Origin of the sequence: Rhodospirillum centenum SW, from assembly GCF_000016185.1 — a bacterium.
Taxonomy (GTDB): Bacteria; Pseudomonadota; Alphaproteobacteria; order Azospirillales; family Azospirillaceae; genus Rhodocista; species Rhodocista centena.
On sequence record NC_011420.2, the window covers coordinates 300,479 to 316,606 of the forward strand.

General features: G+C 71.3%; 9 protein-coding genes. 5 read left to right on the forward strand and 4 right to left on the reverse strand.

Going from position 1 to position 16,128, the window contains the following annotated elements:
* The first annotated feature begins 495 nt into the window (after nt 1-495).
* From RC1_RS01390 to RC1_RS01410, 5 genes are all read left to right on the forward strand, one after another.
* A complete protein-coding gene (locus RC1_RS01390) occupies nt 496-2,169 on the forward strand; it encodes a methyl-accepting chemotaxis protein (RefSeq protein ID WP_041785060.1) in 1,674 nt (557 codons plus the stop codon).
* A gap of 129 nt (nt 2,170-2,298) precedes the next feature.
* Nucleotides 2,299-4,935 (forward strand): bifunctional lysylphosphatidylglycerol flippase/synthetase MprF, encoded by a 2,637-nt coding sequence (mprF, locus tag RC1_RS01395; protein WP_012565538.1) that lies wholly within the window; start codon nt 2,299-2,301, stop codon nt 4,933-4,935.
* A gap of 13 nt (nt 4,936-4,948) precedes the next feature.
* Nucleotides 4,949-6,310, forward strand: a complete 1,362-nt coding sequence (locus RC1_RS01400) for an AcvB/VirJ family lysyl-phosphatidylglycerol hydrolase (RefSeq protein WP_049766620.1) — start codon at nt 4,949-4,951, stop codon at nt 6,308-6,310.
* 79 nt (nt 6,311-6,389) lie between these two features.
* Nucleotides 6,390-9,005, forward strand: coding sequence for a cation-translocating P-type ATPase (locus RC1_RS01405; protein ID WP_148213351.1), 2,616 nt, complete (start codon nt 6,390-6,392; stop codon nt 9,003-9,005).
* A 157-nt stretch (nt 9,006-9,162) separates the two neighbouring features.
* Nucleotides 9,163-10,365, forward strand: coding sequence for an HD-GYP domain-containing protein (locus RC1_RS01410; RefSeq protein WP_012565541.1), 1,203 nt, complete (start codon nt 9,163-9,165; stop codon nt 10,363-10,365).
* Nucleotides 10,366-10,389: 24 nt separating this feature from the next.
* Here RC1_RS01410 and RC1_RS01415 read toward each other — a convergent pair whose 3' ends face one another.
* Genes RC1_RS01415 through RC1_RS01430 form a run of 4 tightly spaced genes read right to left on the reverse strand, consistent with a single transcriptional unit; the run spans nt 10,390 to nt 16,002 of the window.
* Complete coding sequence (locus tag RC1_RS01415; RefSeq protein ID WP_012565542.1) at nt 10,390-11,511, reverse strand: ABC transporter permease; 1,122 nt, start codon at nt 11,509-11,511, stop codon at nt 10,390-10,392.
* A gap of 3 nt (nt 11,512-11,514) precedes the next feature.
* Entirely contained in the window at nt 11,515-14,277 is a 2,763-nt protein-coding gene (gene rbbA, locus RC1_RS01420; protein WP_012565543.1) for a ribosome-associated ATPase/putative transporter RbbA, read from the reverse strand.
* Nucleotides 14,270-15,346, reverse strand: a complete 1,077-nt coding sequence (locus tag RC1_RS01425; protein ID WP_012565544.1) for an HlyD family secretion protein — start codon at nt 15,344-15,346, stop codon at nt 14,270-14,272. The genes rbbA and RC1_RS01425 overlap by 8 nt, the downstream gene beginning before the upstream one ends.
* The gene (locus tag RC1_RS01430; protein ID WP_012565545.1) at nt 15,343-16,002 is read right to left on the reverse strand and encodes a TetR family transcriptional regulator; all 660 of its coding nucleotides are present in this window, start codon (nt 16,000-16,002) and stop codon (nt 15,343-15,345) included. The genes RC1_RS01425 and RC1_RS01430 overlap by 4 nt, the downstream gene beginning before the upstream one ends.
* Nucleotides 16,003-16,128 lie beyond the last annotated feature (126 nt).

Sequence of the window (16,128 nt, forward strand, 5' to 3'; positions counted from 1 at the left end):
CCTGAGTGCGTCAGGCCCTCTTGGACAGGCTCTGGTGACGCAACCGTGGACCGCATGCTGCTGCGCAGCGCTCCACGACCGAAAGCCGGTGCCCCCGGTCCGGCCCGCCCGGACCAACCCCGAACGCAACCGGGGCGGGTGGACGGCGGGCCTGTCGGCGGACATCGGGGCAGACTTCCGGCCCGGGAATCGACCCATGCGGCCCCCATCGCTGTCAATAAAAAACCCACGCAACCGGCAGGGACTCAAGGAGGAATCTCCCTTCCGCGGCCGGCAGCCCACCGACCGGACTCCCGATTCCTCCTTCCGGATGGTTCGCGGAGGGATTGCCGGAATATTAATGTTCGTTCCGCAATAGTGGGCTACTCATGCCGGAGGCCGCCAAGGCTGCTTTCACCATACCCGCGTAACGCGGCCCGCCCACCGGCCGCACCAGAGATGCCCTCCGCCTTCCCCGGTTCCACAGCACGGACCACCCGATCCAGGATCCCGCCCATGACGCTGACCCAGAAAATCCTCGCCCCGGTCGCCATCCTGTCGCTCGTCGCCGCCATCATCGCCGGATCGGCGTTCCTGAGCCTGGACCGGATCGGTGAGGCGGTGACGCAGATGAAGGCGCAGAGCAATCGGGTGATCGCCGCCTCGGAACTGCGCAGCACCAGCCGCGCCCTGCAACGCGATGCGCTGAACCTGGTGTTCGAGCCGGCGGAGAACCGACAGGCCATCGCCGAGCGCTTCAACAGGCGTCTCGCCTCCATGTCCGCCCAGATCGTGGCCATCGAGCCGAAGCTGACCACGGCGGAGGCGCGGTTCACGCCCCTGCAGCGGGACGTGGTCGCCGCCCTGACCCAGGTCCGCGACGCGGCCCTGTCAGGCGACACCGCGGGCGCGCACGATCTCTTCAAGACGAAGGTCCGGACGGCGGAGCGGGCCGCCTCCGAGCTGACCGACCCGATGATCGAGGACGGTATCAAGCGGGTCGCCGAACTGGAGACATCGCTGGCCGAAACCAGCGCCATGGAAACCTGGATCATGGGCGCCGTCGCGCTGGTGGGCATTCTGGCCGGGCTGGCCGTGTCGCTGCTGGTGGCGCAGCGCGGCGTCATCCGGCCGGTGGACCGGGTGACCGAGGCCATGACCAAGCTTCAGGCCAAGGACTATGGTTTCGAGCTGCCCGACCACGGCCGCAGCGATGCCATCGGCGGCATGGCCCGGGCCGTCATGGTGTTCCGGGACGCGATGCGCCGGGCCGACGCGCTGGAGGCCGAGCAGCGCCGCGAGCAGGAGCGGCGGAACCGGCAGGCCGCCCGGCTCACCGCCCAGGTCAAGGATTTCGTGGACGGCATGAACGCCATCACCGACGAACTGGCGCGGGAATCAGGGATGCTGAAGGCCGACGCGGATTCGCTGGCCGCCGCCGCAGGCCGCACCGCGCAGATGACGGAGGAGGCGACGACGGCGACCGAGCGCACGGCCAGCAACGTGCAGACGGTGGCCGCGGCGACGGAGGAACTGTCCGCCTCCATCCATGAGATCAGCGCCCGCGCCGGGGAGACGGCCGCCCGCTCCACCGAGGGCGCCACCCAGGCGAAGGAGACGGCGGAGCGCGTGGCCCGGCTGCGCGACACGGTGGCCGAGATCGGTCAGGTGGTGGACATCATCAACGGAATCGCTGCCCAGACCAACCTGCTGGCGCTGAACGCCACGATCGAGGCCGCCCGCGCCGGGGAGGCGGGCAAGGGCTTCGCCGTCGTGGCGCACGAGGTCAAGTCGCTGGCCACCCAGACCGCCAAGGCGACGGAGGAGATCCGAGCCCAGGTGGAAGGGGTGCAGGGCGCCACGGTGGACGCCGCCGCCGCCATCGAGCGGATCGTCGGCCTGATCGGTGACATCAGTGCCATGACCGGCGCCATCGCCGCCGCGGTCGAGGAACAGTCAGCCGTCACCAACGAGATCACCCGCAGCATCCAGGGGGCCGCCAGCGGCACGGAGACGATCCGGGTCGAGGTCCACCAGCTCCACGCCACGGCCAGCGACACGGGCAGCGTCGCCGGCCGGGTGAACGGGGCCGCGTCCGATCTGGCCGGCCGCTCCGACCAGGTGCGCAGCCGCGTCCGTGCCTTCGTCACGGAGCTGTCGGCGGACACCGGCGACCGGGCGGCGGGGTAACGGAACCGCCCGGCGGGTCCGGCGGCGGCCGCGCGGCCGGACCTGTCAGGAAATTCATGTGGCGGACAGACCGGCGTCGCGCGGGCGGTCGCAGGGTGCCCTTCCCGGTCGCCGGAAGGCTTCCCCGCCATGCCGCACAGTGCTGATACCACGCTCCCCGCCGCCCCCGTTGACAGGGGCGCGGGCCCCCTCCCCTTCCTCTCCCTGCTCCGCCGCCTGCTGCCCTGGGCCGTCGCCGTCCTGGTGGCCTCTCTGGCGGTCGTTGCCGCGGGCCGGCTGCGCGCGGAGTTCGACCTCGCCGCTCTGGGCCGGGAGGTGGCGACCCTGCCGGCCGCGGCCCTGGCCGGCTGCGTCCTGTTCACGCTCGCCAGCTACACCGCCCTGGTCGGCTACGACCTGTCCGCGCTGCGCTGGATCGGGGCGCGGCTGCCGCTGGCGCGCGCCGCGATGGGCAGCTTCGTCGGATTCGCCTTCAGCAACACGCTGAGCTTCACCGCCTTCAGCGGCGGCGCCATCCGCTATCGTCTCTACACCTCCGCCGGGCTGTCGGGCATGCAGGTGGCCAAGGCGGTGTTCTTCCTCAGCACCGCCTTCATGGTCGGGATCAGCCTCGTCGGCAGCGTCGGGCTGTGGCTGGCGCCGGAGCGCGCGGCATCGGTGCTGCACCTGCCGCCGGGGGCTGTCCGGTCCCTGGCCGTGACCGTCGCGCTGACGGTTCCGCTTCTGCTGCTGGCAGCCGCCCTGCGGCGCCGGCCGCTGGTGCTGCTCGGCCGCGAGATCACGCTGCCGGGGGCGAAGCTGCTGCTGATGCAGCTCGTCATCTCCACGGCCGACATCGCCTTTTCCGCGGGGGCGCTCTATGTGCTGCTGCCGGCCGACGCGCCTGTCGGCTTCGCCGCCTTCGCCGGTGTCTACTGCGCCGCCATCGTGCTGGGGCTGCTGAGCCATCTGCCCGGCGGCATCGGCGTGTTCGACGGCATCATGATGCTGGCCCTGGCCGACGCCGTACCGGCGGAGCGCATGGGGGCCGCACTGCTGGTCTACCGCGCCGTCTATTACCTGCTGCCGCTGCTGGCGGCGGTGGCGCTGCTGGCCGGGCATGAGGGCCGCGCCCTGCGCGGCCGCCTGCCGCTCGCGGATCTGCACCGCCGGGCTGCGGACGCGCTGCGGCTGGGACGGGGGGCGCTGCCGGCGGCCGCTGCCGCGGTGGCCGTGACGGCCGGGATCGTGCTGCTGGTCTCAGGCGCGCTGCCGGCGGTGCCGGGCCGCGTGCATGCGGCGGCGGCGCTGGTCTCCCTGCCCGTGGTGGAGGTGTCGCACATCCTGAACAGCGTCGTCGGGCTGGGTCTGGTCCTGATCGGACGGGGGCTCTACCAGCGGCTGGACAGCGCCTGGACCCTCACCATGGGGCTCCTGGGGGCCGGCGTCGTGCTGAACCTGCTGAAGGGCCTGGACTGGGAGGAGGCGGTGATCCTGGCCGGCTGCGCCGCGATCCTGTGGGCAGCGCGGGAGGAGTTCTACCGCCGCGGCTCCCTGACCGAGGTGCGGCTGACCCCCGGCTGGGTGCTGGGCAGCGCCGGGCTGGTGGCGGGGGCCGTGGTGCTGACCCTGTTCGCCTTCGAGCATGTCGAGTACCGCGATGCGCTGTGGTGGCAGGTCGCCACCACGGCCGACGCGCCGCGCAGCATGCGCGCCCTGGTGGCGACGGGCGTGGCGCTGCTGGGCCTGTCCCTGCACACCCTGCTGCGGCCCGCCCCGCGGACGACGCCGCGTCCCGATGCGACGACGGTGGAGCGCGCCGCGGCCCTGCTGCCGGCCTCGCCCCGCACCGAGGGCAATCTCGTGCTGCTGGGCGACAAGGCCGTCCTGTTCAACGAGGCCGGCACCGGCTTCCTGATGTACGGGGTGCGGGGGCGGAGCTGGATCGCCATGGGCGACCCGGTCGGCCCGGTAGAGACCTGGCCCGATCTCGTCTGGTCGTTCCGCCAGATGGTCCACCGCCACGGCGGACAGGCCGCCTTCTACCAGGTCCGTCCCGAATCCCTGCCGCTCTACCTGGACGCCGGGCTGCTGCCCGTGAAGATCGGGGAGGAGGCGCGCGTGCCGCTGGCCGGCTTCGACCTGGAGGGGCCGGAGCGGCGCGATCTGCGCTATGCCGTGCGCAAGGGCGGGCGCGACGGGCTGAGCTTCGCCCTGGTCGGACGCGACGAGGTGCCGGCGATCCTGGACGAGCTGCGCACCGTGTCGGACGGCTGGCTGGCCGGGCGAAAGGTGCGGGAGAAGGGATTCTCCGTCGGCTGGTTCGACCCGGACTATCTGAGCCGCTTCGACCATGCCGTGGTGCGCCACGAAGGACGGATCGTCGCCTTCGCCAACATCTGGGCCGGGGCGCCGGGCGGCGAGCTGAGCGTGGACCTGATGCGGCACCGGCCGGACGCCCATCCCCTGACCATGGATTTCCTCTTCGCCCACCTGATGCTCTGGGGGACCGGAGCCGGCTTTTCCTGGTTCAATCTGGGGATGGCGCCGCTCTCCGGCCTGACGGGGCGGCCGCTGGCGCCGCTCTGGCACCGGCTGGGGGCCTTCGTCTTCAAACGCGGCGAGCCCTTCTACGGGTTCCGCGGGCTGCGCCAGTACAAGGAGAAGTTCCGTCCGCGCTGGGAGCCCCGCTACCTCTGCTCCCCCGGCGGGCTGGCCCCGGCCACCATCCTGGCCGACGTGGCGGCCCTGGTGGCGGGCGGGCTGGACGGTACCATCGGGAAGTGACGGGCGCACGGTGATGGGACGAAGACTGCGGACCGCGGTCCTGCTGACGGGAACCCTGCTGGCGTTGGGCGCCGCCCTCGCGTTGGTCATCGGCCCGAAGGACCCTGCGCCGCGCCGGCTGGACGGCGGTGAGGCGGGCACGCTCCGCCTCTACGGGCCGGCGGGCGCCGTCGGCCGGGTCGTCGTCGCCCTGTCGGACGGGACCGGCTGGGCCGATGCGGACGACCGGGTGGCGCGGGCGCTGGCCGGGGACGACGCCCTTGTGGCGGGCATCGACCTGCGGGAGATGGCGGCCGCGCTGAACCACCAGACCGACGGCTGCCACTGGATTTCCGGGAAGCTGGAGGCGGTGAGCCGGCTCGTGCAGCAGCACGAAGGGCTGCCGCGCTATCTGACGCCCGTGCTGCTGGGCCGGGGGGCCGGCGGCATGGTGGCCTACGGGGCGGCGGTGCAGGGGCTGGGCGGCATGTTCGCCGGTGCCCTCGCCCTCCGCCCGGGGGCGACGATGCCCTTCGTGGCGCCGATCTGCCTGGGCGTGGAGAGCGTGGCCGTGCCGGGCGGCCGGCGTTATCCCCCGCTCGACCGGCAGGAGACGCCGGTGACCCTGCTGGATGCAGGGGCGGAGAGCGTCGCCGGCAGCGGCATCGAGCGGGTGGAGGGAGCCGCGGACCTGGCCGACCTGCGCCGCCGGGTCGTAGCCCTGGCCCCGGCGCAGGAGGACGGTGCTGCCGCCGAGGATCTGCCGGTGGTGGAACTGCCGGCGGAGCGGCCGGGCGACACGCTGGTGCTGTTCTGGTCGGGCGACGGCGGCTGGCGCGACATCGACGCGACCATCGGGGAAGCCCTGGCAGCGGCCGGGGTGCCGGTGCTGGGCATCGACAGCTTCAGCTATTTCTGGCACCGCCGCAGCCCCGCCGAGGTCGCGCGCGACATGGACGCGCTGATCCAACGGCAGAGCGCGCGCTGGGGCACGCGGCGCGTGATCCTGATCGGGTTCAGCTTCGGCGCGGCCATCCTGCCGGCCGCGGTCAACGCCCTGCCGGCGGAGAGCCGTGCGCAGGTCGCCGCCCTCTGGCTGCTGTCGCCCGACCGCAAGGCGGACTGGGAGATCAACGTGGCCGCCTATCTGGGCGGGGACGGCGACGGCGCCTCCCCCGTCGCACCCGAGCTGGCGGGCTTGCGCGGTCTGCCGGTCCACTGCGTCCATGGCAGTGCGGAGTCGGCGGACAGTCTCTGCACCGATCCCGCGGCGACGGGGCTGATCCGCCTGGAACTGCCCGGCGACCACCATTTCGACGGCGACTATGACCGCGTGGTGCGGGCGATTCTGGCGTCCCTGCACAGCCGGCCGCACGCGCCCGTCGGCGCAGGATGAAGACCGGACTGGAAGCGCCTGTCTTCCGGCGGGAAGATGGAAACGGCCGGATGGCGGCGGAAACGTGATGATGGGCGCGATGAGAGTGACAGGAACCGAAGCCCCCTGCTGGTCGGAGCCGGCCGATGCGGTGGCCGAGAGGGCGGGCAGCGGGCGGGACGGGCTGACGACCGCGGAAGCCGCGGCCCGCCTTGCTGCCACCCGGCGGCGGGGAAGCGGCGACAGTGCGCTGCTCGCGGCGGTGCGGCTGTTCCTGCGCCAGATCCTCAGCCCCCTGGTGCTGATCCTGCTGTTCGGCGCCGGCGTTTCCGCCGTGCTGGGCGACTGGATGGATACCGGCATCATCCTGACCATCGTGCTGGGCAGCGCGCTGCTGAGCTTCACGCAGGAGTTCCGGGCCTCGGCCGCCGTGGCGGAACTGCGCCAGCGCCTCTCGCTCAAGGCGACCGTCCTGCGCGACGGCCAGCCTGTCAGGATCGACGCGACGGAGGTGGTGGCGGGCGACGTGGTGCTGCTGTCCGCCGGCAACCTGGTTCCGGCCGACGGCATCCTGCTGGAAGCCAAGGACCTGCTGGTGGCGGAGGCGGCGCTGACCGGCGAGTCCTTCCCGGTGGAGAAGCAGCCCGGCGTGCTGCCGGCGGCGACCGAACTGGGTGCCCGGAGCAACTGCCTGTTCCAGGGCACCTCCGTCCGCTCCGGCACCGGCCGCCTGCTGGTCGTCGCCACGGGCGACGCCACGGAACTGGGGCGGATCGGCTTCCGGCTGCGTACCGCCCCGCCGGAGACGGACTTCGCCCGCGGCCTGCGCCGTTTCGGCATCATGCTGACGCAGGTGATGCTGGTCATCGTCGTGCTGGTGCTGACGATGAACCTGCTGCGCGACCGGCCGCTCGCGGAGACGCTGCTGTTCGCCGTGGCGCTGGCCGTGGGGCTGTCGCCCGAGCTGCTGCCGGCCATCGTATCGGTGACGCTGTCGGCCGGTGCCCGCGCCCTGGCCCGCACCGGGGTCATCGTCCGCCGCCTGGAGGCGATCGAGAACCTGGGCAGCATGGACATCCTCTGCACCGACAAGACGGGGACCCTCACCCAGGGCATCGCCCGCCTGGACCGGACGCTGGACCCGGACGGCGCCCCGTCGGACGAGGTGCTCCGCCTCGCCTTCCTGAACGCGGCCTTCGAAACGGGGATCGAGAACCCGCTGGACGCCGCGATCACGGAGGCCGGCAGAGCGCGGGGGCTGGATACCGCCGGCTGGCGCAAGATCGACGAGATCCCCTACGACTTCGTGCGGCGGCGCCTGACGGTGGTCGTGGCCGGGGGCGGCCCGGGCAACCTTCCGCCGGGCAACCTTCCGCCGGACAGTCATCTGCCCGACAGCCACCTGCCCGACAGCCACCTGCCCGACAGCCACCTGATCGTCACCAAGGGAGCGGTCGAGCCGGTGCTGGACTGCTGCACCGTCCTCGGCCTGGAGGCGCCGCGGCCGCTGGACAAGGACGCCCGCGCGGCGATCCTGGAGCGGTTCCAGCGCCTGGGCGGAGACGGGTACAGGGTGCTGGCGCTGGCCGCGCGGCGGGTCCCGGCCAGGGCCGCCTACGGCCACGGGGACGAGGCGGAGATGGCCTTCCTGGGCTTCCTGCTGCTGCGCGACCCACCGAAGCCCGATGCGGCGGCAACGCTGGACGATCTGCACCGGCTGGGCGTGCGGACCAAGATCATCACCGGCGACAACCGCCACGTCGCGGCCAGTCTGGCACGGGAGGTCGGGCTGGACCCGGCGGCGCTGCTGACCGGCGCCGATCTGGACCGTCTCTCCGACGATGCCCTGTGGCACCGGGCGCCGCGTACCGACCTGTTCGCGGAAGTCGATCCGCAGCAGAAGGAGCGGATCATCCGGGCCCTGCGGCGGGCCGGCCATGTCGTCGGCTACATGGGCGACGGCGTGAACGACGCGCCGGCGCTGCACGCCGCCGACATCGGCATCTCCGTCGAAGGGGCCGTGGACGTGGCGCGGGAGAGCGCCGACATCGTGCTGCTGCGGCCGGACCTGGGGGTGCTGCGCCAGGGCATCGAAGACGGGCGCCGCACCTTCGCCAACACCCAGAAGTACATCGCCATCACCGTCAGCGCCAATTTCGGCAACATGCTGAGCATGGCCGTGGCGTCGCTGGTGCTGCCGTTCCTGCCCATGCTGGCGAAGCAGATCCTGCTGAACAACTTCCTGTCGGATTTTCCCTCGGTCGCCATCTCCACCGACCGCGTGGATCCTGAGTCGATCCGCCGACCGCCGCGGTGGAGCATCCGGGAAATCCGGCGCTTCATGCTGGTCTTCGGCATCGTCAGCAGCCTGTTCGATGTCCTGACGTTCGCCCTGCTGCTGCTGGTCTTCGACGCCTCCGAGCCGTTGTTCCAGACCTCCTGGTTCTTCGTCTCGCTGCTGACGGAACTGATGGTGGTGCTTGTGCTGCGCACCCGCCGTCCGGCCTTCGGAAGCCGGCCGGGCCTGTTGCTGCTGGCCTCCACCCTTGCGGTCGCCGGGCTGGCGGTCGCCATCCCCTATGCCGGCTGGCTGGCCGGCCCGCTGGGCTTCGTCCCGCTGCCACCGGCACTGCTGGCCACGCTGCTGGGCGTGGTGGCCCTCTATGTGGCGGCGACGGAACTGGCCAAGCGCCGCTTCTACCGGGCGGCTCCCTGACAGCGCGGGATGCGACATTCCGACGCTTCAGACTGTAACAAATCCCGTTTACCTACGGGTAACACACCTCTCATACCTTAGCATTCAAGGACTGCCGACGCGCCGGGACCCCGCTCCTGGGCGCCGGGGCTGAGACCGTAGACTTCCGGTGACCTGAATGGGCACAGCTCATGCGTCGTCGTTCGTGATGGCGGACGACCCCTGGGTCGGACTGAACGGCGGGCTGGAGGCCCAGCTCGCCGGACTGCACCGGGAGATCAGGGAGACGCCGGAACTGGCGGCGATCGACCGCATCGCCGTGGCGGTCCATGATCCCGCGTCGGGGCGGCTGCGGACCTTCGTCGAGTCCAACATCGGCTCCCGGCCGTTCGACCGCTTTTCCGACCGGCTGGAACTGCACCCCACCCTGGCCGCCGTCGCCACGACCGGCATCCCCTTCATCAACAACGCGATCGGCACCGGCGCCGCGGTCGGGGCTGACGGGCTGAACGACCGGCTGCTGGCACTCGGCCTGCGCTCCCGCTACATCGTCCGCATCCACCGTGCGGGCACGCTCTACGGCTTCATCTTCTTCAACTCCGGCCGGCCCGGCTTCTTCACCGAGGCGACGGTGGCGGCGCTCACCCCCTACCGCCGTCTGATCGACGTGCTGGTGGTCGGCACGCTGACCAGCCAGCGCACCATGCTGGCCGCCGTCCGCTCGGCGCTCCAGGTCAGCCACTACCGCAACGAGGAGACGGGCGCCCACCTGGACCGGATGAGCCGTTATGCCGAGCTGATCGCCCAGACCCTGGCTACCCGCTATCTGCTGTCCGACGAGTTCGTGGAGTACGTGCTCCAGTACGCGCCGCTGCACGATATCGGCAAGGTCGCCGTGCCCGACCACATCCTGCTGAAGCGGGGCAAGCTGCTGCCTGACGAATACGAGGTGATGAAGACCCATGTCGCCAAGGGCGTGGAGATCATCGACGCCATGATCCACGACCACGGGCTGGAAGCGCTGCCGTACCGCGACCTGCTGCGCAACGTCGTGGCCCATCACCATGAATGCTATGACGGCAGCGGCTACCCGCACGGGCTGGCGGGTGAGGCCATCTCGCTGGAGGGCCGGATCGTCGCCGTGGCCGACGTGTTCGACGCCCTGACCTCGCAGCGCCCCTACAAGGACGCCTGGAGCAACGACACGGCGGCCGCCTTCCTGCGGGCCCAGGCGGGCCGCCGGTTCGACCCGGCCTGCGTGGAGGCGCTGCTGGCCGATCCGGGCGCGATCCGGGACATCCAGCAGCGCTTCCGCGAGACCCCCGGCGGCTTCGGGCTGGCCGCGCTGCGGCAGCGGGCGGCGCAGGCCGCCGCCTGCTGAGGCCCCCCGCCGCAGGTCGGCCCGTCACGCCATCTGGGCGATGGTGCTGCGGAAGCGGCGGAGCGCGATGCCGAACAGGGTGGTCCCGATCCCGGCCAGGGTCAGGAACTGCGGCCACACCACGTCCAGCCCCGCACCGCGGAACAGCACCGCCTGCGCCAGCATGATGAAATGCGTGGTCGGCGCGGCCAGCATGATCGTCTGCACGGCTTCGGGCATGCTCTCCCGCGGGGTGTCGCCGCCCGAGAGCATCTGGAGCGGCAGCAGCACCAGGATCAGCAGCAGGCCGAACTGCGGCATCGAGCGGGCCACCGTTGCCAGCAGGATGCCCATGGAGGTGGTGGCGAAGAGGTGCAGCACCGCCCCGGCCAGGAACAGCGCGACGGAGCCCTGGACGGGCACCTCCAGCGCCCCCCGCACGACGAACAGCAAGGAGACGGTGCAGGCCAGCAGCACGACCAGTCCCATGGACCAGACCTTGGCCGCCATGATCTCGAACGGGGTCACCGGCATGACCAGCAGATGTTCCACCGTGCCATGCTCGCGCTCGCGGATCAGGGCCGCCCCGGTGAGCACGATGGACAGCATGGTGATGTTGTTGATCACCTCCATGATCGAGCCGAACCAGGTCCGGTTCAGCTCCGGATTGAAACGCAGCCGCAGGGCCAGATCGACGGGCATCTCCGCCACCTCCCGGTAGCGCTTGGCGAAGGCCGTCACCTCGTCGCTGATGATGGTCTGGATGTAGCCGTTGCCGGTGAAGGCCTGGCTCATCCGGGTGGCATCCACGTTGAGCTGGATCGTCGGCCGGCGCCCGGCCAGCAGGTCGCTCTGGAAGTCGGGCGGAATGCCCAGCGCGAAGGTGTCCAGACCCGCATCCATGCGGGCATCCATCTCCGCCTGGGTGATCAGGGCGGGCGGCAGGAAGTAGGGCGGGAAGAAGGCGCTGGCGATGCGGCTGGACAGGGGCGAACGGTCCTCGTCCACGATGGCGATGGGAGCGAGGTTGAGCGTGTCCGGCAGCGCCTTCGCCGCCGTGTAGATGGAGAGGGTGAAGGCGTAGGCGATCAGGACCAGCATCACCGGATCGCGCAGCAGGCTGCGCAGTTCCTTGACGCCGAGCTGGAGCACGTTGCCGGGGCGCATGGCTCAGCCCTCCTGTTTCTTCAGCAGCAGGGCGGCCAGGGCCACCAGGACGATGTTCGCCACGATCAGCGGCAGGAAGGACGCCTGCAGGTCGGCGAAGCCCAGCGCCTTGGAGAAGGTGCCGCGGGCGATGGTGAGGAAATGCGTCGTCGGGAACACCTCGCCCACCAGCCGGCCCGCCCCCTCCAGCGAGGAGACCGGGTTGGTCAGGCCGGAGAAGCTGACGGCCGGCAGGATGGTCAGGATGGAGGTGGCGAAGACGGCGGCGATCTGGCTCCGGATGAAGCTGGAGACGAGCAGGCCGAGCGCCGTGGCTGTCCCGACATAGAGCAGCCCGCCGGCGAGGAACGCCCAGAAACTGCCGGTGAAGGGCACCCCGAACAGGGTCACGGCGAGCAGCGTCAGCAGCAGCAGGCTGACGGTGGACAGCGCGACGTAGGGCATCTGCTTGCCCAGCAGGAACTCCAGCCGCGTCGTCGGCGTGACGTAGAAATTGACGATGGAGCCCAGTTCCTTCTCCCGCACCACGGCCAGCGTGGCGAGCATGGCCGGGATCATGATGAGCAGAAGCGGGATGACCGCCGGCACCATGGCGACCAGACTGCGCACATCGGGATTGTAGCGGTAGCGCGTCTCGATGTTCACGAGCCCCGCCGCCTCCGCTGCGCGGCCGGCCTCCGCCGCCTTGCCGGCCAGCCACTGGGCATGCATGCCCTGGACGTAGCCGCGCACCGTCTCCGCCCGCATCGGCATGGAGCCGTCAACCCAGGCCCCGACGGCGACCGGGCGGCCGCGGGCGATGTCGCGGCCGAAGCCGGACGGGATCTCGATGGCCAGGGTGATCTGGCCGGCCCGCATGCGCCGGTCCAGGTCCTGGTAGTCCGTCAACGGCGGCTGTTCGATGAAGTAGCGGGAGCCGGAGAGGTTGAGGGCGTAGTTCTGGCTGATGGCGGTCTGGTCGCGGTCCAGCACGGCGAAGGTCAGGTCTTCCACATCCATGCTGATGCCGTACCCCATCACCAGCATGAGGATGACGCTGCCCAGCAGCGCCAGGGTCAGCCGGATCGGATCGCGGCGCAGCTCCAGCGCCTCGCGCCGGGCGAAGCTGAGGGTGCGGCCCGGATCGAAGCCCTGCCGCACCACCGTGGCGCGGGCGGGCGCCGCGGCGTCGGCTTCCGCATCCTTTTCCACGCCGGCGGCGGGCGCGGCCTCCGGCCCGGCCGCCTCCTCCAGGTAGCCGATGAAGGTGTCCTCCAGGCTGGCGGCGCCGCGGGCGGCCACCAGTTCGGCCGGGGCGCCGGTGACGAGCACCCGCCCGGCATGCATGAGCGAGATGCGGTCGCAGCGCTCCGCCTCGTTCATGAAGTGGGTGGAGATGAAGATCGTCACCCGGTCGCGCCGCGACAGCTCCACCAGGATGCGCCAGAAGCCGTCGCGCGCCACCGGATCGACGCCGGAGGTCGGTTCGTCCAGGATCAGCATCTCCGGCTTGTGGATCATCGCCACCGCCAGCGACAGGCGCTGGCGCATGCCCAGCGGCAGCGCCTCGGGCAAGGCGTCGGCCACGTCGCGCAGACCGAACCGCTCCAGCATCTCCGCCACGCGGCCGGGCACCTCGGCCACGGGCACGCGGAACAGGCGGGCGTGCAGGTCCAGGTTCTGCCGCACCGTCAGTTCGGTGTAGAGCGAGAAGGCCTGGGACATGTAGCCGACGCGGCTGCGGGTCGCCAGGTCGTCGGGGGCGACCGGCCTGCCGAACAGCCAGGCCCGCCCCCCGCTGGGCGCCAGCAGGCCGGTCAGCATCTTCATGGTGGTGGTCTTGCCGCAGCCGTTGGAGCCGAGGAACCCGAAGATCTCGCCCCGGCGGATGCGGAAGTTCACCCGGTCCACGGCCGTGAAGGCGCCGAAGCGCATGGTCAGGTCCTGCGCCTCGATGGCGATCCCGTCCTCGCCGTCCCCGTCGGTCCGCGGCGGGATCACGACCGCGGCATGGCCGCGCCGCTTCTCTTCCGGCAGCAGGTGGACGAAGGCGGCCTCCAGCGTCTCGCTGCCGGTGCGGGCCAAGAGCTCCGCCGGTGTCCCCGTCGCCAGCACGCGGCCGGCATCCATCGCCACCAGCCAGTCGAAGCGCGCCGCCTCCTCCATGTAGGCGGTGGCGACCAGCACGCTCATGCCCGGCCGGTCGCGCCGGATGCGGTCGATCAGGTCCCAGAACTGCCGCCGGGAGAGCGGATCGACGCCCGTGGTGGGTTCGTCCAGGATCAGCAGGTCGGGGTCGTGGATCAGCGCACCGCAGAGCCCCAGCTTCTGCTTCATGCCGCCCGAGAGCTTGCCGGCGGGCCGGTCCAGGAAGGGGGCAAGGCCGGTGCTGCGGGTCAGGTCCAGGATGCGCCGGCGGCATTCGGCGGCATCGTGCCCGAACAGCCGGCCGAAGAACTCCAGGTTCTCGGCGACCGACAGGGTGGGATAGAGGTTCTTGCCCAGGCCCTGGGGCATGAAGGCGATGCGCGGACAGACCAGCCGCCGGTGCCCGGCCGAGGCCATGTCCCCGCCCAGCACCTCCACCCGGCCGCCGCGGATGACGCGGGCGCCCGCGATCAGGGACAGCAGCGTGGACTTGCCCACGCCGTCCGGCCCGATCAGCCCGATCATGCACCCGGCCGGGATGTCGAGGTCGATCCCGTCCAGCGCCGCCACCCTGCCGAAGCGCTGGGTGACGCCGCGGAGCCGCACGACCGGCGCCTCCGGGTCGGGGCGGTCAGCCATTGGGCAGCCTCACCTGAAGCTCGGCGGGCCAGTCGGCGCCAGGATCCAGGCGGACATAGGTCATGCCCGGCAGGCCCGTCTTCACGCTGGTGATGTGGCGCTTCAGCAGGTCAGCGGGGATGCGGGCCTTGACGCGGAACATCAGCTTCTGCCGCTCCTCCGCCGTCTCCACCGTCTTCGGGGTGAACTGGGCGACATCGGCCACGAAGGAGATCGAGGCCGGGATGACGAGGTTCGGGGCCGCATCCAGCACGATCCGCGCCTCCCCGCCCAGGGCCACCCGGCCGGCGTCGGCGGTGGGCAGGAAGAAGGTCATGTAGACATCGGCGAGATCGACCATGTTCAGCACGGCCCCGCCGGCCGACAGCACCTCGCCGGGCTGGGCCACGCGGTACTGCACCCGGCCGTCGCGCGGGGCGCGCAGGGTGCTGTCGTCAATGTCGGCCTGGATGCGCTGGAGGGTGGCGCGGGTCGCCTCCACCTGCGCTTCCGCCCCGACCACCTGGGAGGTGGCGGAGCCGATCGCCGCGTCGGCCGCCGCGAGGTTGGCCTTCGCCGCAGCGACGGCGGCCTTGGTGCTCTGGAACTCGGCGCGGTCGTCGTCGATCTGCTGCGGCGAGATGTTGCCGCGGGTGCCGAGGTCCTGGCTGCGGGCAAGACGCTTCTGCGCCGCCACCAGCTCGGCCTCGCGCTGCGCCACGACGGCGACCGCCGCCTCCCGCTCGGCCTGCCGCTGGGTGACCAGGGAGCGGGCCGTCTCCACGGCGATCTCAACCTGACGGAGCTGCGCCTGCGCCTCCTTGAGCTGGGCGTCGAGCACGGCCGTGTCCATCACCGCCAGCACCTGGCCCGCGGTGACGAAATCGCCCTCGTTCACCAGGATGTCCTTCACACGGCCGGCGATCTTGGCGGCGGCGTCGATCTCCACCGCCTCGATCCGGCCGTTGCCGGCGGCGAAGCCTTCCGGAAGCGCGTCGGGCTGCAAGGAGCGCCAGAGCGGCACGCCCACGGCGGCGACGATGGCCACCACCCCCAGGCGCAGCCCCCAGGACTTCAATGTAGCGTTCATGGCAAAACCCCAGAGGTTGCGACCCCGCCGGGCGGGGCTTCCCCGCGCCGTGGCGCGAAGATGGTAAAGAAGTACCGGACCTGCGCCAGGGCATGGTCAGGTGTCGGGAAGTGGGCAGGAAAGCGCAGCACGTCGCTGAAGAGGCCCAGCATGAAGGCATGCAGGGCCGACGCCTGCACCTCCGGCACGCCGGGAGCGATGAGACCGCGGTCCTGAAGACGGGCGAAGAAACGGGCCAGGGACGTCAGGAACTTCTGCCGCTGGGCCTGCTCATGCTCCAGGATGGCCGCCATCTCCTCCGTCTGCTCGCATTTCAGCAGCACGATGGTCATGACCCGCCGGGTCCGGTCGTCCTGGTAGAGCCGGAGAATGACGTCGCTGGCCTGCGCCTCCACGCGCGCGAGCGCGTCTGGCGGATCGTCGTCGATCATGCGGTAGAGCAGGTCCGTCAGCGGCTGGCGGACGCGCTGGTGGACGGCCTCCAGCAAGGTGGCCTTGCTGTCGAAATGCCAGTAGATGGCGCCCCGGGTAACGCCCGCGGCGTGCGCCACCTGCTCCAGCGTCGTGCGGGCGACGCCGCGGTCGTAGAACACGGTCTCGGCCGCATCGAGGATGCGTTCGCGTGTCCGTTCCGCGTCTTCCTTGGTGCGGCGCATGGTGGCGCTCCCCGGCGGGCAACGCCACAAACATACACGAATGTTTGTATAAGCCAAGCCCGAACCGGCCGCAGCCCGGCAGCGCCGGTCAGGCGGGGGCGGCAGGGACGCCCCGCCCCCCGGGTG

What these genes read in the sequence shown, in the direction of transcription:
- RC1_RS01390 (WP_041785060.1), top strand. Translation starts at nt 496, where the DNA reads ATGACGCTGACCCAGAAAATCCTCGCCCCGGTCGCCATCCTGTCGCTC.
- mprF (WP_012565538.1), top strand. Translation starts at nt 2,299, where the DNA reads ATGCCGCACAGTGCTGATACCACGCTCCCCGCCGCCCCCGTTGACAGG.
- RC1_RS01400 (WP_049766620.1), top strand. Translation starts at nt 4,949, where the DNA reads ATGGGACGAAGACTGCGGACCGCGGTCCTGCTGACGGGAACCCTGCTG.
- RC1_RS01405 (WP_148213351.1), top strand. Translation starts at nt 6,390, where the DNA reads ATGAGAGTGACAGGAACCGAAGCCCCCTGCTGGTCGGAGCCGGCCGAT.
- RC1_RS01410 (WP_012565541.1), top strand. Translation starts at nt 9,163, where the DNA reads ATGGGCACAGCTCATGCGTCGTCGTTCGTGATGGCGGACGACCCCTGG.
- RC1_RS01415 (WP_012565542.1), bottom strand. Translation starts at nt 11,511, where the DNA reads ATGCGCCCCGGCAACGTGCTCCAGCTCGGCGTCAAGGAACTGCGCAGC.
- rbbA (WP_012565543.1), bottom strand. Translation starts at nt 14,277, where the DNA reads ATGGCTGACCGCCCCGACCCGGAGGCGCCGGTCGTGCGGCTCCGCGGC.
- RC1_RS01425 (WP_012565544.1), bottom strand. Translation starts at nt 15,346, where the DNA reads ATGAACGCTACATTGAAGTCCTGGGGGCTGCGCCTGGGGGTGGTGGCC.
- RC1_RS01430 (WP_012565545.1), bottom strand. Translation starts at nt 16,002, where the DNA reads ATGCGCCGCACCAAGGAAGACGCGGAACGGACACGCGAACGCATCCTC.